This window comes from Streptomyces sp. SCA2-17, from assembly GCF_044336695.1.
Genome location: NZ_CP117521.1, coordinates 171,885 through 191,348 on the forward strand (window position 1 = coordinate 171,885; position 19,464 = coordinate 191,348).

The 19,464-nt window shown below is 75.1% G+C and carries 18 protein-coding genes; 11 read left to right on the forward strand and 7 right to left on the reverse strand.

From position 1 onward, the window contains the following. Window positions 1-51: 51 nt before the first annotated feature. Both PS271_RS00805 and PS271_RS00810 read right to left on the reverse strand, forming a co-directional pair. Complete coding sequence (locus PS271_RS00805) at window positions 52-2,436, reverse strand: glycoside hydrolase family 65 protein (RefSeq protein WP_398379127.1); 2,385 nt, start codon at window positions 2,434-2,436, stop codon at window positions 52-54. Further along, complete coding sequence (locus tag PS271_RS00810; RefSeq protein WP_398379129.1) at window positions 2,433-3,185, reverse strand: HAD family hydrolase; 753 nt, start codon at window positions 3,183-3,185, stop codon at window positions 2,433-2,435. The genes PS271_RS00805 and PS271_RS00810 overlap by 4 nt, the downstream gene beginning before the upstream one ends. Window positions 3,186-3,334: 149 nt before the next feature. Between PS271_RS00810 and PS271_RS00815 the strand changes: the two genes are divergently transcribed. From PS271_RS00815 to PS271_RS00830, 4 genes are all read left to right on the forward strand, one after another. After that, window positions 3,335-3,853 carry a hypothetical protein gene (locus tag PS271_RS00815; protein WP_398379131.1) on the forward strand — a complete coding sequence of 173 codons (519 nt, stop codon included), beginning with the start codon at window positions 3,335-3,337 and terminating at the stop codon, window positions 3,851-3,853. 174 nt (window positions 3,854-4,027) lie between these two features. Next, on the forward strand, window positions 4,028-4,561 hold the full coding sequence (locus PS271_RS00820) for a 2Fe-2S iron-sulfur cluster-binding protein (RefSeq protein ID WP_398379133.1): 534 nt from the start codon (window positions 4,028-4,030) through the stop codon (window positions 4,559-4,561). Then, window positions 4,558-5,559, forward strand: coding sequence for an FAD binding domain-containing protein (locus PS271_RS00825; RefSeq protein WP_398379135.1), 1,002 nt, complete (start codon window positions 4,558-4,560; stop codon window positions 5,557-5,559). The genes PS271_RS00820 and PS271_RS00825 overlap by 4 nt, the downstream gene beginning before the upstream one ends. Then, window positions 5,556-7,637, forward strand: a complete 2,082-nt coding sequence (locus tag PS271_RS00830; RefSeq protein WP_398379137.1) for a xanthine dehydrogenase family protein molybdopterin-binding subunit — start codon at window positions 5,556-5,558, stop codon at window positions 7,635-7,637. The genes PS271_RS00825 and PS271_RS00830 overlap by 4 nt, the downstream gene beginning before the upstream one ends. A gap of 93 nt (window positions 7,638-7,730) precedes the next feature. On the opposite strand, the gene PS271_RS00835 is transcribed toward PS271_RS00830, so the two are convergent. The 4 genes from PS271_RS00835 to PS271_RS00850 form a co-directional block, all read right to left on the reverse strand. After that, window positions 7,731-7,856 (reverse strand): DUF6126 family protein, encoded by a 126-nt coding sequence (locus PS271_RS00835; protein ID WP_398379139.1) that lies wholly within the window; start codon window positions 7,854-7,856, stop codon window positions 7,731-7,733. A 129-nt stretch (window positions 7,857-7,985) separates the two neighbouring features. Further along, on the reverse strand, window positions 7,986-8,783 hold the full coding sequence (locus PS271_RS00840; RefSeq protein WP_398379140.1) for an alpha/beta fold hydrolase: 798 nt from the start codon (window positions 8,781-8,783) through the stop codon (window positions 7,986-7,988). A gap of 43 nt (window positions 8,784-8,826) precedes the next feature. Next, a complete protein-coding gene (locus tag PS271_RS00845; protein WP_398379142.1) occupies window positions 8,827-9,666 on the reverse strand; it encodes an ABC transporter permease subunit in 840 nt (279 codons plus the stop codon). Next, on the reverse strand, window positions 9,663-10,592 hold the full coding sequence (locus PS271_RS00850) for an ABC transporter ATP-binding protein (protein WP_398379144.1): 930 nt from the start codon (window positions 10,590-10,592) through the stop codon (window positions 9,663-9,665). The genes PS271_RS00845 and PS271_RS00850 overlap by 4 nt, the downstream gene beginning before the upstream one ends. A gap of 132 nt (window positions 10,593-10,724) precedes the next feature. On the opposite strand from PS271_RS00850, the gene PS271_RS00855 reads away from it, so the two are divergent. Continuing rightward, window positions 10,725-11,015 (forward strand): dsRBD fold-containing protein, encoded by a 291-nt coding sequence (locus PS271_RS00855; protein WP_356289626.1) that lies wholly within the window; start codon window positions 10,725-10,727, stop codon window positions 11,013-11,015. Window positions 11,016-11,066: 51 nt separating this feature from the next. Here the strand turns inward: PS271_RS00855 and PS271_RS00860 are convergent, their stop codons facing one another. Further along, on the reverse strand, window positions 11,067-12,104 hold the full coding sequence (locus PS271_RS00860) for a hypothetical protein (RefSeq protein ID WP_398379147.1): 1,038 nt from the start codon (window positions 12,102-12,104) through the stop codon (window positions 11,067-11,069). 88 nt (window positions 12,105-12,192) lie between these two features. Between PS271_RS00860 and PS271_RS00865 the strand changes: the two genes are divergently transcribed. From PS271_RS00865 to PS271_RS00890, 6 genes are all read left to right on the forward strand, one after another. Continuing rightward, on the forward strand, window positions 12,193-12,633 hold the full coding sequence (locus PS271_RS00865) for a MarR family winged helix-turn-helix transcriptional regulator (protein WP_398379149.1): 441 nt from the start codon (window positions 12,193-12,195) through the stop codon (window positions 12,631-12,633). A gap of 232 nt (window positions 12,634-12,865) precedes the next feature. Beyond that, window positions 12,866-16,756, forward strand: a complete 3,891-nt coding sequence (locus PS271_RS00870; protein WP_398379151.1) for an nSTAND1 domain-containing NTPase — start codon at window positions 12,866-12,868, stop codon at window positions 16,754-16,756. 207 nt (window positions 16,757-16,963) lie between these two features. Continuing rightward, window positions 16,964-17,728: a CHAP domain-containing protein gene (locus PS271_RS00875; protein WP_398379153.1), complete on the forward strand. Its 765-nt coding sequence runs from the start codon at window positions 16,964-16,966 to the stop codon at window positions 17,726-17,728. Between the two features lie 56 nt (window positions 17,729-17,784). Next, window positions 17,785-18,009 (forward strand): hypothetical protein, encoded by a 225-nt coding sequence (locus PS271_RS00880; RefSeq protein WP_398379155.1) that lies wholly within the window; start codon window positions 17,785-17,787, stop codon window positions 18,007-18,009. An 11-nt stretch (window positions 18,010-18,020) separates the two neighbouring features. After that, a complete protein-coding gene (locus PS271_RS00885) occupies window positions 18,021-18,698 on the forward strand; it encodes an AIM24 family protein (protein ID WP_398379157.1) in 678 nt (225 codons plus the stop codon). Between the two features lie 5 nt (window positions 18,699-18,703). After that, complete coding sequence (locus PS271_RS00890; protein WP_398379158.1) at window positions 18,704-19,366, forward strand: lysophospholipid acyltransferase family protein; 663 nt, start codon at window positions 18,704-18,706, stop codon at window positions 19,364-19,366. The last annotated feature ends 98 nt before the right edge of the window (window positions 19,367-19,464 follow it).

Here is a 19,464-nt window from a genome sequence, read left to right on the forward strand (position 1 = left end):
CGCGCCGACCGGTGGTGGGCCGTTCGGGGCGCACCGGAAGCAGGCGCGCGCTCACGTCTCCGCCGCCCCGCGCTCGCGGTGGCCCGCCGCCCAGCCCCGGTGCGCGGGCTGCCGGTGCGCGGGCTGCCCGACCGCCGGGGCCTCGGGGGTGTGCGGCACCTTGCGGGTCACCACCGCGCCCTGCTTCAGCGTCACCTGCTCGCCGTAGTGCTCGATGTCCAGCGTGTCGCCGTCCACCAGTTCGTACGTGGCGGTGAGCCCCGTGATCTCGACCCGCAGCCGGCGCTGGAGCACCTGCACCGTGAACGCGAGCCGGCCCAGCTGCTCCGGGAGCTTCGGCGCGAAGCCGACCGAGCCGTCGAAGTGGCGCAGCCCGCCGAAGCCCGCGACGAGGGCGATCCAGGTGCCCGCGAGGGAGGCGATGTGCAGGCCGTCGCGCGTGTTGCTCTCCAGGTCGGAGAGGTCCATCATCGCGGCCTCGCCGAGGTAGTCGTACGCGAGCCGCAGCTGGCCCACCTCGGCGGCCATGACGGCCTGGACGCACGCCGACAGGGAGGAGTCGCGCACCGTCAGCGGCTCGTAGTAGGCGAAGTTGCGGGCCTTCTCGTCCTCGGTGAAGGCGTCCCCGCGCAGGTACATGGCCATGACCAGGTCCGCCTGCTTGATGACCTGCTTGCGGTAGATGTCGAAGTAGGGGAAGTGCAGCATCAGCGGGTACTGGTCGGGGCGGGTGCCCGCGAAGTCCCACAGCTGGTGGCCCGTGAAGCCGTTGGACTGCTCGTGGACACCGAGCGCGTCGTTGTACGGCAGGTTCATCCGCTCCGCGGCGTCCCGCCACTCGGCCGTCTCCTCGTCGTCCACCCCGAAGCCCCCCGCCAGGTCCGGGTGGCGCTCGGCGGCGTCCGCCGCGGCCCGCAGGTTCTGCTGGGCCATCAGGTTCGTGTAGACGTTGTCGTCGGCGATGGCGCTGTACTCGTCCGGGCCCGTCACCCCGTCGATGTGGAACCGCCCCTGGTGGTCGTGGTGGCCCAGGGAGCGCCACAGCCGCGCCGTGTGGATCAGCAGCTCCAGGCCGACCTCCCGCTCGAAGACCACGTCGCCCGTGGCGTGGAGGTAGCGCACCACGGCGTCCGCGATGTCGGCGTTGACGTGGAACGCGGCCGTGCCGGCCGGCCAGTACGCCGAGCACTCGTCGCCGTTGAGGGTCCGCCAGGGGAAGGCCGCGCCCTTCAGCCCCAGCTGCTGGGCGCGGTTGAGCGCGGCCGGCAGGGTGGCGTGGCGCCAGCGCAGCGGCTGCGCGGCAGCCAGCGGGGCCGTGCACGTGAGCACGGGCAGGACGAACGTCTCGGTGTCCCAGAAGCTGTGCCCGTCGTAGCCCGGGCCGGTCAGCCCCTTGGCGGCGATGGCTCGGCACTCCGCGCGGGCCCCCGCCTGGAGCACGTGGAACAGCGCGAACCGCACGGCCTGCTGGATCTCGGCGTCGCCGTCGACCTCCACGTCCGCGCGCTCCCAGAACTCCCGCAGGAACTGCTCCTGCTCGGCGCGCAGCCCCTCCCAGCCGGTGCTGGTCGCGCCCGCCAGCGCCGCGTCCACCTGGTCGTGCATCGCCGGCAGGGAGCGGGCGCCCGACCAGCCGTAGGCGACGGTCTTCTCCAGCCGCAGCCGCTGCCCGGGCCGCAGCACCGAGGTGACGGTGAAGCGGCTCAGGTCCTCCGTGCTCTTCGCGTACGTGCGCGTGCTCTCGGGCCCGTCCACGGTGTGGACGGCGGCGGTCGCGATCCGCAGCCCGCTGCGCTGGGTGCGGTGCACCAGGCGCAGGACGCCCTCCTCGGCCGAGTGCTCCTCCGCCACCAGCGGCGACTCCAGCACGGCCGCCACCCGCGGGTCCCCGCCGGCGCTGGGCAGCTGCTCGTTAGCCACGAGCTCCGACTGGAGGACGATGCGCGCGTCGCCGTCGACCGGCTCGACCTCGTAGGCGATGGCGGCGACCGCCCGCTGGGTGAAGGACACGAGCCGCGTCGAGCGCACCCGCACCGTGCGGCCGGAGGGAGAGGTCCACTCGACGGTGCGCTTGAGCAGGCCGGTGCGGAAGTCCAGTTCCCGCTCGTGGTGGACGAGCCGTCCGTAGCGCAGGTCGAAGGGCTCGTCGTCGACGAGCAGCCGGATCACCTTGCCGTTGGTGACGTCGATGACGGTCTGCCCGGACTCCGGATAGCCGTAGCCGGCCTCGGCGTACGGCAGCGGCCGCAGCTCGTACACCCCGTTCAGATAGGCGCCCGGCAGGCCGTGCGGCTCGCCCTCGTCCAGGTTTCCGCGCCAGCCGATGTGCCCGTTGGCGAGGGCGAAGACGGACTCGCTCTGCGGCAGCACCTCCAGATTGAGCGCGGTCTCGCGCAGGCACCAGGGCTCTACGGCATAGGCCGGATGGGTGATCACGTGTGTTCGCCCGCCTCTCCCAGCAGTTGCTCCAGATCCTGGACCACCACGTCCGCGCCGTGGCTGCGCAGGGCGTCGGCCTGGCCGACGCGGTCGACGCCCACGACGTAGCCGAAGGAACCCGACCGGCCCGCCTCCATGCCCGCCAGCGCGTCCTCGAAGACGGCGGCCTGCCCCGGCTCCGCCCCGAGCTCCCGGGCCGCCTCCAGAAAGGTGTCCGGGTGCGGTTTTCCGGGCAGCTTGCGCTCGGCCGCGACCAGGCCGTCGATACGCACCTCGAACAGGTCGTCGATGCCGGCGGCGACGAGCACGTCGTGGCAGTTGGCGCTGGAGGAGACGACGGCCCGGCGCAGCCCGGCGGCGCGGGCCGCGTGCACGTAGCGCACCGAACCCTCGTACGCCTCCACGCCCATCTCCTTGATCTTCTCCAGGACGATTGCGTTCTTGCGTGTGCCGAGGCCCTGGACGGTGTCCCGCTCCGGCGGGTCGTCCGGGGCCCCCTCGGGCAGGCGGATACCCCGCGAGGCGAGGAACGAACGCACGCCGTCGGCCCGGGGCATGCCGTCCACGTACTGGTCGTAGTCCTCCACCGCGTCGAAGGGACGGAAGCCGGCGCCGTCCCGTGCCTTCAGAAAGGCGTCGAACATCTCCTTCCAGGCGGCCGCGTGGACGGTCGCCGTCCGCGTCAGCACCCCGTCGAGATCGAACAGACATGCGCGAATGGATCCGGGCAGGCCGAGGCTCGTCATGCGGCCATGATGCCCCGTCGGGCGAGCGTGCGCCCGGCGCATACACTCGCTTGCGCCCGTCGCCCACCGCCCGCCCCGTCCACCCAACGGCCGCGTACGCCCGGGCAGGGGCGTGCGGAGCGCTCCGTTCAGACCCGTAAAGTGATCAAATGACCCATCCTGTTGATGCTGTCGATGCCGCCGCGGTCGCCCTGGGCGAGCGCGTCTGGATGCCCCACGACGACGAGCTGGCCCTCGGCCGGACGTTCCTCGCCCACCGCGACGCGCTGGAGCCGCGCCTGCTGCCGGACATGCCGCGCAGCGCCGACCCGCAGGGGTGGATCACCCAGCACGTGCTGTGGCTGGAGGACGTGGCGGCCCTCGCCGAGAACCTCCGCAACCAGTGGTACAGCCACCTGCCGGCCAGTCATATGACGGCCCTGATCTCGGCCTACGCCGAGCACGCCCGCGCCGTGACCCCGCTCGCCGCCCATCTGCGCGACGCCTGGGCGGCCGAGTCGCCCACGCCCCGCACGCAGGAGCAGGTCACGTGGTGGGAGGACTGGCACCTCCCGCCCGCCCAGCGGCAGCAGCTCGACGCGCTGACCCACCGCCTGATCGTCATCGGCTCGGTGGTCGTCGCGGCGGTCACGGGGGCGTGGCACGGGGAGGCGGCGCAGGAGGTCTGAGGGTGGCGGGGACGGCGCGACGACTCGCCTCCCGCGTCGGCGTCCTCGCCTGAGATCCATCCAGCCCAGCCCGCCTGAAGCGAACGGGTGTACCGCGGCGCCGGGGCGTTAGCCGGTGCGGGGAGCGGGGACTTCGTGACGGTGCCGGCGGGAGAACTGGGAAGGCGAGGCGCCGTGGAGCCACCGGAGACCACCTCCACCGTGACGCTGCGTGTCAACGGTGTGCAGCACAGCCTGGACCTCGATCACCGGACGACCGTGCTCGACGCGCTGCGGGAGCACCTGGGGCTGACCGGGGCCAAGAAGGGGTGCGATCACGCGCAGTGCGGGGCGTGCACGGTGCTGGTCGACGGGCGGCGTACGAACAGCTGTCTGCTGCTGGCCGTCGCGCACGACGGTGCGGAGGTCACCACCGTGGAGGGCCTGGCCGAAGGGAACGCGCTGCACCCGCTCCAGGAGGCGTTCCTGGAGCGCGACGGGTTCCAGTGCGGCTACTGCACGCCGGGGCAGCTCTGTTCCGCGCTGGGGATGATCGCCGAGGCGGGCGCGGGCGCGCCGTCCCTGGTGACACCGCCCGTCGGGGCGGCGCCCTCCGATGCACCCGTCGCCCTCTCCCCCGAGGAGATCCGCGAGCGGATGAGCGGGAACCTGTGCCGGTGCGGCGCGTACGGGAACATCGTCGCGGCGATCGAGGACGTGACGCGGTGAAGACGTTCGCGTACGAGCGCGCCGGCGGCGTCGACGAGGCGATCGCGGCCGTCGCGGCCTCGCCCGGCGGGATGTTCCTCGGCGGCGGCACGAACCTGGTGGACCTGATGAAGCTGGGGGTCGCCTCCCCCGGTCTGCTGGTGGACATCGGGCGGCTGCCGCTCACGGAGGTCCGGGAGACGCCGGACGGCGGGCTGCGCATCGGCGCGAACGTCCGCAACAGCGACCTCGCCGCCCACCCCGCCGTGCGGACCCGCTACCCCGCGCTGTCCCAGGCGGTGCTGGCGGGCGCCTCCGGGCAGATCCGCAACACGGCCACCACGGGCGGGAACCTCCTCCAGCGCACCCGCTGCCTGTACTTCCAGGACGTGGCCAAGCCGTGCAACAAGCGGGAGCCGGGCAGCGGCTGCCCCGCCCGCGAGGGCGTCCACCGCGACCTCGCCGTGCTCGGCCACTCGCCGATGTGCGTCGCCACGAACCCCTCCGACATGGCCGTGGCCCTCGCGGCGCTCGACGCGGTCGTGCACCTGCGCGGCCCCGGCGGCGAACGCAGCGTGCTGCTCTGCGACTTCCACCGGCTGCCCGGCGACGAACCGCACCGCGACACGGTCATCGAGCCCGCCGAGCTCATCGTGGCCGTCGGGCTGCCGGCGCCGCCCCCGGGGCGCTCGGCGTACCGGAAGGCGCGCGACCGCGCCTCGTACGCCTTCGCGCTCGCCTCCGTCGCCGCGGTGCTCGACGTGCGCGCCGGAGCCGTGGAGGACGTCCGGCTGGCCTTCGGGGGGCTGGCCCACAAGCCGTGGCGGGCGCGGGTGGCGGAGGAGGCGCTGCGCGGCGCCCCGGCCACGGAGGAGTCGTTCGCGCGGGCCGCGGAGGCCGAGCTGGCGGCGGCCGAGCCGCTGCGCGAGAACGGCTTCAAGGTGCGGCTGGCCCGGAACCTGGCGGTACGGATGCTCGGCGATCTCGCCGCGCCGGCCGGGGAGGGGAACGGATCATGAGCACTCCTGGACCCGTACGGCTCGAAGGCCGCGAGAAGGTCACCGGCACGGCCCGGTACGCCGCCGAGCACGCGCCGCCCCGCATGGCGTACGCGTGGCCCGTCCCCGCCACGGTCCCGCGCGGCAGGGTCGTGGCGATCGATGCCGACGCGGCGCTCGCCGAGCCCGGCGCCGTGGCCGTCCTGACGCACGAGAACGCGCCGCGCCTGAAGGAGACGGAAGACGGCGCCCTGCTGGTGCTGCAGGACGACCGGGTGCCGCACCGCGGCTGGTACGTGGCGCTGGCGGTCGCCGACACGACGGAGGCCGCCCGGGCCATGGCGGCCGCGGTGCGCGTCTCGTACGCGCCCGAGGACCACGACGTCGTGCTCACGCCCGGCCACCCGCGCCTCTTCGCCCCCGACGTGGTCAACCCCGGGATCCCGGGCAGCCGGGAGCGGGGCGACTTCGACGGTGCGTACGCGAGCGCGCCCGTGCGCGTCGACGCCACGTACACGACGCGCGCCCTGCACAACCACCCCATGGAGCCGCACGCCACGACGGCCCGCTGGGAGGACGGCCGGCTCGTCGCGTACGACTCCTGCCAGGGCGCGAATGCCGTGCAGGAGGCGCTGGCCGAGGTGTTCGGCATGGACAAGGAGCGGATCACGGTCGTCGCCGAGCACGTGGGCGGCGGCTTCGGCTGCAAGGGCACGCCCCGCCCGCAGGTCGTGCTGGCCGCGATGGCCGCCCGGCACACGGGCCGGCCCGTCCGGCTCGCGCTGCCGCGGGCCCAGCTCGCGGCCGTCGTGGGCCACCGGGCGCCGCTCGTGCAGCGGCTGCGGCTCGGGGCGGGCGAGGACGGTGCGATCAGCGCGCTCGCGCACGAGGTCACCACGCACACCTCCACCGTGCGGGAGTTCGTGGAGCAGGCGGCGGCCCCGTCGCGCGCCATGTACGTCTCGCCGAACAGCCGCACCACGCACCGGGTCGCCGCGCTCGACGTCCCGAGCCCGTCGTGGATGCGGGCACCGGGCGAGGCCCCCGGGATGTACGCGCTGGAGTGCGCGATGGACGAGCTCGCGTACGCCGCCGGGGTCGACCCCGTCGAGCTGCGGGTGCGCAACGACTCCGCGTCCGAACCGGACAGCGGGAAGCCGTACAGCAGCCGGCACCTCGTGGAGTGCCTGCGCGAGGGGGCGCGCCGCTTCGGCTGGGACGCGCGCGATCCCCGGCCGCGCTCGCGCGCCGAGGGGCGGCTGCTCGTCGGCACCGGGGTGGCCTCCTCCTACTACCCCGTCTTCCACATGCCGTCCTCCGCGGAGGCGCACGTCAACGAGGCCGGCCGCTACCGGGTCCGGATCAACGCCACCGACATCGGCACGGGCGCCCGCACCGTCGTCGCGCTGATCGCGGCCGAGGCGCTCGGCGTGGCCCTCGACCGGGTCGCCGTCGAGATCGGCAGCAGCGACCTGCCCTCGGCGTGGCTCGCCGGGGGCTCCGGGGGCACCGGCTCGTGGGGGTGGGCCGTGCACAAGGCCTGCCGCACGCTGATCGAGAGGGTCGACGGGCACGGCGGCACGGTGCCGCCCGGCGGCCTGACCGCCACGGCCGACACCACGGACGACATCCCTTCCGATCCGCCGCACGCGATGGCGTCTTTCGGCGCGCAGTTCGCGGAGGTGACGGTCGACACGGACACCGGGGAGGTACGGGTACGCCGCCTCCTCGGCGTCTTCGCCGCGGGCCGGATCCTCAACGCCCGCACGGCCCGCAGCCAGTTCATCGGCGGGATGACGATGGGGGTGGGCATGGCGCTGCTGGAGGGCAGCACCATGGATCCGCGGTTCGGCGACTTCGCCGAGCGGGACCTCGCCTCGTACCACGTGCCGACGCACGCGGACATCCACGGCATCGAGGCGCACTGGATCGACGAGACCGATCCCCTGCTCAACCCGATGGGGAGCAAGGGCATCGGCGAGATCGGCATCGTCGGCACGGCGGCGGCGGTCGCGAACGCGGTCCACCACGCGACGGGGGTGCGGGTACGGGACCTGCCGATCACTCCGGAGAAGCTGCTCGGGGGCGGGGCCGGCTAAGCGCTGCGCGGGAGCGGGAAGTGGAGTGCGTCATCTGCGGGCCGGTGGGGGCTGGTCGCGCAGTTCCCCGCGCCCCTTCGGGGCCGCGGACGATCACTGGTCGGCGTGCCCGCCGAGGTAGAAGAGCAGCCAGATGAAGCCGGCGAAGAGGTGCGTGATGAACACGTAGACCAGCACTCGGAGGGCGATCTGGCGCTCCGCCCGCTTCTCGCCGTCCATGGACGAACCTCTTCCTGACCGACGTGCGGCGCAGCTACCGCTGTGGGAACGCGATTCTACCGGCCGGGTACGGCCATGGGCTCACGGAGGGTGCCCCCCTCGCCGGGAACTTCAGGGGCGCCCGCACCGTCAGCTCGCGTCCTCGCAGGAGTCCAGGATCAGGCGGGCCACCGCTTCCGGTTCGCGGAGGGTCGGGAAGTGGTCGCTGTCCCGCAGTCTGGTCAGGCGGCAGCCGGGGATGCGGGCCGCCATTTCCTCGTTGCAGCGGATCACCTCGGGGCGGTCCTTCTCGCCGAGGGCCAGCACGCACGGCACGGACAGTTCGCCGAGCCGGTCGAAGGCGGGTGCGTCCGGCACCTGGTAGGGGTAGTTGGTGAACCACGCCGGGATCGCCGACCGCAGGTGGGCCGCGGCCTCCGCGTCGCCGTCCCGGCCCGCGGCGCCGCAGGCCCGCAGGGTGAGGGCCACCAGGCCGTCCATGTCGCCCGCGCCGGCCAGCCGCTCGACCTCGGCCATGAAGGCGGACGAGGCGAGCCCCTCGTAGCCCGTCACGTCCGGGACCAGCAGCGCGAGCGCCGCGACCCGCGCGGTGTCGGCCAGCGCGAGGTTCACGGCGGCGCCCCCGCCCATGCTGGAGCCGGCCAGGGCGGCCCGGCTCAGGCCGAAGTGGTCGAGGACCGCCGCCAGGTCCTCCGCCAGGGAGTACGTCGCCGTGGGCGCCGGGGACCGCCCGTACCCGCGCACGTCGAAGCGGATGACCCGGTGCCGCTCCACGAGGCGCGGGAGGACCGGGTCCCAGATCCGCGAGTCCCCGACACCGGGGTGCAGCAGCACCAGCGGCAGGCCGCCCGCCCGCGGGCCGCCCCCTCCCCCTTCCGAGTCGTCCGCCCAGACCTCACCGTCTCTGACCGACACCATCTGCTCCATGCGCCAAGTCTGCGGCCGGGGCCGCCGTTCCACCAGGAGCGCGTCACGGGGCCAGATCGCGGCGCGCCAGGAGGCGGAAGGCCAGGGCGATGCCCGCGGCACCGACACCGGCGAGGACCGCGAACTGACCCCAGGGGACGGAGCCGTGGGCGAGCACGTCACCCGGCGCGTAGTAGTGGAAGGGGCTGACGAAGCGCAGGGGCGCCGCCTTCGACCAGGCCAGGGCGACGAAGTTGACCGCGAAGCCGACGGCGCCGAAGGCGATGGTCGCTCCGACGACGTGCGCCCGGCTGCGGCCCGCGGCGGAGACGGCCAGCGCGGGCCCGGTCAGGCACAGGCAGAAGCCGAAGCCCAGCAGTCCGGCCGCGAAGACGCCGCTGAGCGGGACGTCCGCGTGCAGGTCCGGCGACAGCGCGACGCCCGCGGCCACGGCGAGCGTCGCGGCCGCGTTGAGCAGCAGGGAGACCAGGACGAGCGCGCCGGTCCGCTCGGCCAGCAGCCGGGCCCGGGACACCGGCCGGACCATGAGCAGCTCGACGGTGCCCGCCTCGACGTCGGCGGCGACCGCGGCGGCGGCCAGTGAGCCGATGGCGGTCAGCTGCAGGGCGATCCAGAACGGGTGGGTGAGCCCGGCGCCCAGCAGGCCGGGGTAGCTGGCGATCGACACGTCGCCGTTCGAGCCGCTGAACGCCTTGAACGCACCCGGCGGGTTGCGCCCGCCCGCGCCGAAGATCTGTTCCGCCGACACGGTGGTCGTGATCACGACGATGAGGGCCTCGAAGACGGCCATGCCGAGGGTGAGGGCGGCGATCATCCGGCGGCGGCGGTGCAGGGCCAGCCTCATGAGAGGGAAGCCGGAGGAACGGAACCGGCGGCCGGTCATGGCGGCGGCTCCTGCGCGGGCGCGGTGCTGCGGTAGAGGTCGAGGAACGCCTCGTCCAGGCCGGCCTCCTCGACGGTGACGTCCCGCACCGGCAGGGCCAGGAGCTCGCGGAGGGCGGCGACCGTGCGGTCCGGGGGGATCATGAGGACGGCTTGGTCGCCGTGCCAGTCGGGCGACCAGTGGTCGGCGGCGCCGAGGGGCCGCCGGCCGAGGCCGTCGGCGAAGGTCAGCCGCACCTTGCGGGCCCGGGCCTCGCGCAGGGCGGCGACGGTCGCGGTGGTCACCAGGCGGCCGGCCCGGATGATCGCCACCCGCCGGCACGTCCGCTGCACCTCGGGCAGGACGTGGCTGGAGAGCAGGACGGTGCGGCCGGAGCGGCCGAGCTCGGCCAGGAGGGCGTAGAAGGTCTCCTGGACGAGCGGGTCGAGGCCTTCGGTGGGCTCGTCGAGGACGACGAGTTCGGGTTCGTGCTGGAGGGCCTGGACGAGGCCGAGCTTCTGCTTCATGCCGCGCGAGTACGCGCGCACGGTGCGGTCGAGGTCCGCCCCGGTGAGCTCCAGGCGCGCGCACAGCTCCTCCTGGCGGGGCGCGGGGGCGCCTTGCAGCGTCGCGAGCAGCCGCAGGGTCTCGCGGCCGGTCAGCTCGGGGTAGAGCCGCAGTTCCCCGGGGAGGTAGCCGAGGCACGGGGCGAGGCTCAGGTGCTCGGCGACCGGGTCGCGGCCGAGGACGCGGACGCTGCCCTCCGTGGGCCGCAGCAGGCCGACGAGGCAGCGCATGGTGGTGGTCTTGCCCGCGCCGTTGGGCCCGAGGAAGCCGAAGACCTCGCCCTCGGCGACGCTGATGTCGAGGCCTTCGACGCCGACCGTGCGGCCGTAGCGCTTGGTCAGCGAGACGATGTCGATGGCGTTGCCCGTCGGTGTCCCCAAGGCTGTCTCCCGTGCGGCGTGCTCCCCTCCAGCTTGGTCCCGCCGGGGCCGGGCCGCCAGGGCTCGCGGAAGCGTCCGCGGTGGGGCGAAGCTGGAGGGAGACGCGAGCAGAAGGCAGCAGAGGAGCCGGCCATGCCGCACACAGTGGAGTGGAACGTTCACGTCGACCTGGTCGAGGACGCCGAGGGCAGGACGAGGGCCCGCGCCACGCTCGACACCGGGACGACGACCGTCACGGGCCGCGGGGCGGCGACGTGCGCGCCGGGCGACAGGGACATCCCGGAGATCGGCGACGAGTTCGCGGCCGGCCGGGCCCTGCGCGACCTCGGCGAGCAGCTGCTGCACACCGCGGAGCACGACGTCGCCGCGGTGGGGGCGGCGCCCGAGCCCCGGCGGTCGCCGATGTACGGGTGGCCGTTGTAGGAGCTCCGGCCGCCGGACCGGGCCCCGCGCCCGGCCCGGGGCCGGGGTGCCTCACACCCCGACCGTCTCCTCCATCTCCTCCTCCGCCGCGGGCCCGGCGTCCCGGTGCTTCGCCGCCGGCCGGCGCTTGCGCGTCTCCGCGTACCACGCGGCGGCGGTCACGGCCATGCCCACGAGCAGCCACAGCGCCAGCGTCACCACGTGCCCGCCGAGTCCGTTGCTGTCGAAGTAGACGAGGCTGCGGGTGCCCTCGACGAAGCCGGCGCCGTTCCAGAAGGAGTGCAGCCCGGCGAAGAAGCCGTTCTGCAGCTCGGGCCGGTACACGCCGCCCGCGCTGGTGAAGTTGAGCATCACGAAGAGCACCATCATGCCCAGCGTCGTCCAGCGCTTGAGGAAGGTGTGCAGCCCGACGCCGACGAGGAGGATGCCGGCCGAGTAGGCCCAGGCCATGCCCCACAGGCCGGCGAGGCCGTGGTCGACGAGGTGGAAGACGGGCCCGGCCAGGACCGCGCCGAAGACGCTGACGACCAGCGACGTCGCCACCGCCAGCGCGGCCCGTAGCCGCATCGGCAGGGTGGCGCCCGCGGCGCCGAGCACGGCGACGGAGGCGTACGAGCCGATGCTGAGCGCGACCAGCAGGAAGAAGATGCCCTGGCCGGTCGGGTCGCCGTCGGCGGGCCGCGCGACGTCGGTCACCTTGAGCGGGGCGCCGGTGCGGGCCGCGACGGGCGTGAAGACCTTCTGCACGGCCACGGCGGTGGTGTCGGAGCCGGCCGTGGCGACCAGCAGCTCGGGGGCGTGCCGGTCGGGCACGTAGGCGCCGAATACCTCCTGGTGGCGGAGGGCGCTGACGGCGGCGTCGCGGTCGGCGACGGTGCGGACGGCGAGCTTGTCGCCCGCCTTGTCGGCGATGCCGCGCGCCAGGGTGCTCGCGCCCGGCCCGGACCCCACGACGGCGACGGGGAGGTCGTGCGGCGTGGGCTGCGAGAACGCGCCGAGGTAGGCGAGGCCCATGCCGATGCACATCAGCAGCGGGGTCAGCAGGTGGGTCAGTACGTGGCGCAGCGCGCCGCGGGTGTCGGGTCCCATGGTGCTTCGTCGACTCCCTGGAAAATAGTTGACTTATACAACTTCACTCTTAAGTTGTACTATACAACCAGACCCGAAAGGAAGTGCCGTGCCCGACCGTGACGCGTCCCTGGAGACGATCCAGCGCGAACTGACCGCCTTCGCCCGCCGCGCCCGGGCCGCCGCGGCCCGCCTGCACCCCGAGCTGTCGCTGGTCTCGTACACCCTCCTCGCCCACCTGGAGGAGCAGGGCGGATGCCGCGCCACGGACCTGGCGGCGCACTACCTGCTGGACAAGTCCACGGTCAGCCGGCAGATCGCGGCCCTGGAACGGCTCGGCCTGATCGAGCGGCGGCCCGCCCCCGAGGACCAGCGCGCCCAGGTGCTGCACCTGACGGCCCGCGGCACCGAGACGCTCGCCCAGGTCGCCGCCAACCGCCGCGACGCCTTCCGGGAGCGCCTCGGCGACTGGGACGGCGCCGACCTCGACCGCTTCGCCGCCTACCTGCTGCGCTACAACGCCTCGGCGGGGATGCCCGGCCGGCGCTGACGCTCCCCGGAAGGCCCGGAACCCGGCGCACCCCCGTACCCGCACCGCTCCGAAAACCCACTCTCCCTCCCGAAACCTGGGCATTTAGTCACTCGTTGGGCTGTTTTGTCGCCCCGATGGGTGGGCCTGCCTCCCCCGGGCCGCTATGCAGGCCTGAGCGAAACGAAACGACCTGCCGGCGGGCTCGGACGGGAAGTACGGAAGACGGAGAACGGAAGGGTGGGGGGGGACCGTGCACCCACGCGGAGACGGCCGTGACCAGGGCGGCCCTTCCCCCTCGACGGCCGTCGCCCCCGGCGAGGAGCTGCGCCGGCTGCGGCAGCAGCGGGGCATGTCGCTGGCCGGGCTGTCCCGGCTCGTGCACTACACCAAGGGCTATCTGAGCCGGGTCGAGACCGGCGAGAAGCCGATGACGCCGGAGGTGGCCCGGCGGTGCGAGGAGGTCCTCGGGGCCGGCGGCGCGCTGACCCGCCTGGTGCCGGAGCCGGACGGCGGACGCCGGACGGCGCGCTCCGGGCTGCTGGAGGTGTGCCCGTACCGCGGCCTGGCCGCCTTCGACGCCGCCGACGCGGGCTGGTTCTTCGGCCGGGACCGGGCGACGGCCGCGCTCGTCCGTCAGCTGACCGAGCGCCTGGACGGCTCCGGGCCGGTCGCCGTGGTCGCGGCGTCGGGCACGGGCAAGACGTCGCTGCTGCACGCCGGGCTGGTGCCCGAGCTGCGGCGCGGCGTGCTGCCGGTGCCCGGGTCGAGCCGCTGGCCGGTGGTGACGATGCACCCCGGCGAGCAGCCGGTCGGGGAGCTCCTGGCCCGGCTGGCGGACGCCTCCGGGGCGGACCGGGACCACCTGCGCCGGGCACTGGCCGGCGGCGGGGCGGAGGCCCTGGCCCGGGCCGCGCACGCCGCCCTCAACCGCCGCCCCCGGCAGGCGAACCGGCGGCCGGGCGGAGCGGATCCGGACGGTGCGACGGCAGCCCCGAAGCGGGCCGTGCTCGTCGTCGACCAGTTCGAGGAGGTCTTCACGCTGTGCCCGGACGCCCGGGAGCGCGCGGATTTCGTCCGCGCCGTGCACGCGCTGGCGACGGTCCCGGAGCACGCGGGCGGCCGCGGCGGCTCCGCGGCGCTGGTGATCCTGGGCATGCGGGCCGACTTCTACGGCAAGTGCCTGGCGTTCCCCGAGCTGGCGGCCGCGCTGCGCACGGGCCAGCTGCCCCTGGAGCCGATGCGGGCGCAGGAGCTGCGGGAGGCCGTGGTGCGGCCGGCGCAGGCGGTGGGCCTGGAGCTGGAGCCGGGCCTGGCCGAGCTGATCCTGCGCGATCTGGGGGCGGGCGGCGACGGTCAGGGGGAGAGCGGCGGGGAGGACGGCGGCGCGTACGAGCCCGGTGCGCTGCCGCTGCTGTCCCACGCCCTGCTGGCGACGTGGCAGCGGCGCCGCGGCAGGCTGCTGACCGTCGAGGGCTACCAGCAGGCGGGCGGCATCGCCGGGGCCGTCGCGGCGACGGCGGAACGGGCGTACGGGCGGCTGTCCCCCGGCTGCCGGGACGCCGCGCGGGCCGTACTGCTCCAGCTCGTACGGGTCGACCAGGACGGGCGGTCCGCGCGCCGGAGGGTGTCGCAGGAGCGGCTGTCGCGGGACCTCGGCGCGCAGGCCGGGGCGGCGCTGGAGGTCGTGGAGGCCTTCACGCGGGCGCGGCTGCTGTCCGTCGACGCCGACCGGGTCACGCTGGCCCACGAGGCGGTGCTGCGGGCGTGGCCGCGGCTGCACGGGTGGATCGAGGCCGACGCCGCGGCGCTGCACGGCTTGCAGCAGCTCAGCGCGGCGGCCGGGCAGTGGGAGGCGGAGGGGCGCGACCCCGCGCTGCTGCCGCGGGGCAGCAGGCTGGCGGCCGCCCGCGACGTGGCCGGGCATCCCCTGGCCGCCGTGGGCCGGGCCGAGCGGGCGTTCCTGGACGCGGCGACGGCGCTGGCCGCGGCCGAGCGGGAGACCGAACGCCGCCGGGCCGGCCGCCTCCGCCGCCTGCTGGTGTCGCTGGCCGTGCTGCTGGTGCTCACGCTGGCCGGCGGGGCGACGTCGGTGCACCAGAGCCTGCGGGCGGAGGCCGAGCGGCACGTGGCCCACTCCCAGGAGCTGGCCTTCCGCGCCGTCGCGGGCGGCGCGCCCCGCCCCGAGGTGGCGATGCTCCTCGCGACGGGCGCGTGGCGCGACGCCCACACCGCGGCCGCGGCCAGCGCCGTGCTGAGCACGCAGGCGCTGCCGTACGCCGGGCGGCTGACCGGCCACCGCGGGCGCGCCTTTGCCGTGGCCTGGCTGCCCGGCGGGAAACGGCTGCTGTCGGCGGGCGCGGACGCGACCGTACGGGAGTGGGACGCCGGTACGCACCGGCAGGCGGCGGTGACGGCGACCGGGGCCGCTGTCCGGGCGCTGGCCGCGGCGCGGGTCCGCGGCACGGTCGCGTGGGGCGACGAGGCGGGCGCCGTGACGCTCCAGGACCGTGCGGGCGGCCGCCCCGCACCGCTCGCCCTGCCCGGGGCGAGCAGGCACGGCGGCGCCGTCCGCGGCGTGGCCCTCTCGGACCGCGGGGACCTGCTGGCCTCGGCGGGCGAGGACGGCACGGTACGGCTGACGCACCTGGGCGGCGGCCGGCCCCGTACGGAAGTGCGGGACGCAGGCCTGGGGTTGCTGTACGCCGTGGCCGTCAGCGGCGACGGCCGGCAGGTGGCGGCCGCCGGCCGGGACGGGCGGGTGTGGCTGCTCGACGTGCCCGGCGGGCGCGCGAGGGTCGTCGGCACCCGGGAGTTCGGCCGCGTGCGGGCCCTGGCCTTCTCGCCGGACGGGCGCCGGCTGGCCACCGGCGAGTGGCAGGACCGCATCGGCCTGTGGGACACCCGGACCGGCCGGCGGGAAGCCGCCCTCGAAGGTCTTTCCGACTCCGTGTTCGGTGTGGCGTTCTCGCCGGACGGCAGGCAGCTGGCCGCGGCCAGCCAGGACGACACCGCCGGCATCTGGGACATCGCCGAGGGCCGCCGCGTCGCCCAGCTCGCCAGCCACATCGGCCCCGTCCACGGCATCGCCTACTCCCCCGACGGCCGCACGCTGGCGACGTCCGGCGAGGACGGCTCGGTGCGCCTGTGGACCCCGCAGGCCGCCGTCACCACCCCGCTGCCGGGCTCGGCCTGGCAGGACGGGGCCCTCAGCCCGGACCGCTCCCTCCTCGCCGTCGCGGGCCGGGACGGCACCGTGCGGCTGCTGCGCACCGCCGACCGCGGCCTGCGCACGGTGACGGCGGGACAGGAGCCGGTGCGCGCGGTGGCGTTCAGCCCCGACGGGGCGCTCTTCGCGGCGGGCGACGAGCACGGCACCACCACCGTGTGGCGCACCGCCGACCCCCGGCGGCCGGTCCACCGCTGGCGGGCCCACGAGCGGGCGGTCACCTCGGTGGCTTTCCGCCCCGGGGACGCCGGGGCCCTCGCGACGGCGAGCGAGGACCACAGCGCGAAGGTGTGGCGGCTCGCCGGGGACGGGGCGCTGGCGGAGCAGTCGCTGGTGGGCCACGACGACGCCGTCTACCGCGTGCTGTTCCTCGACCGGGCGACCCTCGCCACCGGCAGCCTCGACAACACCGCCCGGATCTGGCGGCTCTCCGACGGCCGCGAGCTGCGCCGGCTGGCCGAGCACGAGGACACCGTCCTGGGCCTGGCCGCGGACGGGCACGGCATGCTGGCCACGGCCGGCCGCGACCACACCGTCAAGCTCTGGGACCCTGCGAGCACCAGGAGCCTGCGCACCCTCGCCGGGCACACCGGCCCCGTCACCTCGGTGGCCTTCAACCCGGCCGGCACCCGGCTGGTGAGCACCGGCCGCGACAACACCGTACGGATCTGGGACCCGGCCACCGGCCGGCCGCTGCTGACGCTCACCGGCCACACCGGCCGCGTCCGCTCCGCGGCCTTCCTCGGCGACGACGGGCCGGTGGTGTCCGTGGCGGAGGACGGCACGGTGCGCTGGTGGGACCTGGACGTGCCCGGCGTCCTCGCGCGCACGTGCCGGGCGCTGGGCAGCGCCACGGACCGGCGGCTCTGGGAGCGCCTCCTGCCGGACGTGCCGTACGCCCCCGGATGCCCCTGACACTCCGCCCCTGACGCTCCCTCAGGCAGCCCCTCCCCCACTTGCGCATCACGGCCGGTGGGGGGCGGTTGCCCGCCGCCTCGTCCACCGAGGCAACGGACAACCCCTGTTCCGCACGGCTGCCCCGCTCCGAGACTCGAATCATGGGAAACGGGACGAACCCACCCCATGCAGTGCATTCCTCCGAGTCCGCGACAGGGAACCGCCATGGACAACCGCCACGTCATCGCTCCGGTCACCGCCGCGCTCCTGTTCCTCACCACCGCGCTCCCGGCCCTCATCGGCGTCACGACCGCACCGGCCCTCGCCGCACCGCCCTTCGCCGCCCACTCCGGCACCCGCGCCGGCACCGACCCCGAGCCCGGGACAGACGCCGGGCCCGACGCGGTGGACGAGGGCGTGGACGACGCCGTCGACGCGGCCGTGGACGAGGCCGCCGAACGGCAGCGGATCGTCGACCGCACCACCGACGCCCTCACCACCCCCAAGCGCTTCCGCCTCAAGCGCGGCGGCCCCGTGCTCCGCAGCGTGCCGGGCCGCCCGGACCGGGACACCAACTACCTGGGCAAGGGCAGCAGCAACGCCAACATGAACGAGTACAACGACTTCGCGCGGAACCCGAACCACAGCCAGTGGTGCGGTTTCTTCGCAGAGGCGATGTGGGGCCGGCGCGGCGTGCCCGCGGACCCGGGCAGCAGCCGGGCCTGGCGCACCGGCGTCGGCCACCGCTGGCACCCGTACGCGGCGGGCCGTCCGCCGAAGCCGGGCGACGTGCTGGTCTGGGCGGGCCGGGGCACCGCCGGGCACGTCGGCGTCGTGGCCGCCGTCTCCGGCACGCGGGTCACGACCGTCGAGGGCAACACCGGCTACCACAGCGACAGCATCGCCCGGCAGTACTACGCGTGGACGGGCGCGGGGCCGGTGCTGAAGGACCGGTCCAAGACCATCCAGGGCTTCGCCTCCCGCTTCTGAGCTCCTTCTCCCCCTCCGTCACCCCATCCGCCTCCGCCTCCGCAAAGGACACCGTCATGGACACTCGCCCCGCAGCTCTCACCGGTCTCCGCCGTACCGGCGCGGCGCTCCTCACCGCCCTCACGCTCGCCGGCAGCGCCGTCGCCGCCACGTGCACGGCGAGCGTGACCGTCACGGCCACGGCGACGGCCACCGGTGGCACGGACGGCGCCCCCGGGGCGTGTCCGCCCGCGCCGGCCGTCCCGGTTCGCGCCGTTGCCTCCCGGCCTGTCCATGGGTGATCATGCGGTTCATGCACAGCGACCTCTTCGCCCACCAGAACATGGCCAAGCCGGCCACCGCCCCCGGCATGGCCGTCCACAACGCCAAGTCCATCGTCTACGCGGTCGACGGCGAGTGCTACGCACGCCAGGGCTCGATGGTCGCCTACCGCGGGGACCTTCAGTTCGAGAAGCACGGCCAGGGCGTCGGCAATTTCCTCAAGCGCGCCGTGACCGGCGAGGGCCTCGCCCTGATGACCGTGCGGGGCCGCGGCGAGGTCTGGTTCGCGCACGAGGCGGCCAACTGCTTCATCGTCGAGATAGCGCCCGGCGAGAGCCTCACCCTCAACGGCCGCAACGTGCTGTGCTTCGACCCGACCCTGTCCTACGAGATCCAGACCGTGAAGGGCGCGGGCATGACGGGCGGCGGGCTCTTCAACTCCGTCTTCACCGGCCAGGGCAAGCTCGGGGTGATGTGCGAGGGCAACCCCATCGTCATCCCCGTCTCCGCGCAGGCCCCGGTGTACGTGGACACCGACGCCGTCGTCGGCTGGTCCACCGCCCTGCGCACCTCGCTGCACCGCTCCCAGAGCCTGGGCTCGATGCTGCGCGGCGGCTCGGGCGAGGCCGTCCAGCTCAAGCTGGAGGGCGAGGGCTTCGTGATCGTACGGCCCAGCGAGGCGAAGCCGCAGAAGCCGCAGAACGGCTGAGGCGGATGCTCGGCCGGCTGGCCTCCGCCGTGGTGCCCGCCCTCGGGCGGCTCACCGTCACGTCCGACGCCGGCGCCGCGCTGGCGCCCGGCAGCATCATCGCGGCCAATCACACCTCGCTGGCCGACCCCGCGGTGGTGCTCGCCGCGCTCCACCGGCTGGGGGCGGCGCCCGTCGTCCTGGCCGCCGCCGGGCTGTGGCGGATCCCGCTGCTCGGACGGATGCTCACCCGCGAGGGCTTCGTGCCCGTCCACCGCAACGACCCGCGGGCGGTGCAGGCCCTCGACGGCGCGGCGGCCGCGCTCGCGGACGGGCGGCTCGTGCTCATCTACGGGGAGGGCGCCGTACCCCGCCGCAAGGACGCGGGCGAGGCGGCGCCCCGCCCCTTCCGCGGCGGGCTCGCCCACCTCGCCCTCGCCACCGGCGCCCCCGTCGTGCCGCTCGGCCAGGCGGGGGCCCGGCGCGTCACCTCCGGCAGCCGCCCCAAGCAGCTCGCCGGACTGGTCACCGCGCCCGTGCGCCGGCCGGCCCTGCACGTGCACATCGGCGCACCCGTCCGGCTGAGCGGCGACCGGGCGTCGGCCACCGTGCGTGCCCACGCGGCGGTGACCAGCGCCTGGCGCACCGCCGCGGAACGCATAGGAGAGCCGGTCGGCCTGGCGGCGTGAGAGCCGCACGGGCCACGTCCGGCCGCAGGTCCCTAGCGTCTGGCCTGGGGGTCGTCGCACCCCTGGCCGGTGCCGCCCTTCCCTTCCGGAGCGATCTC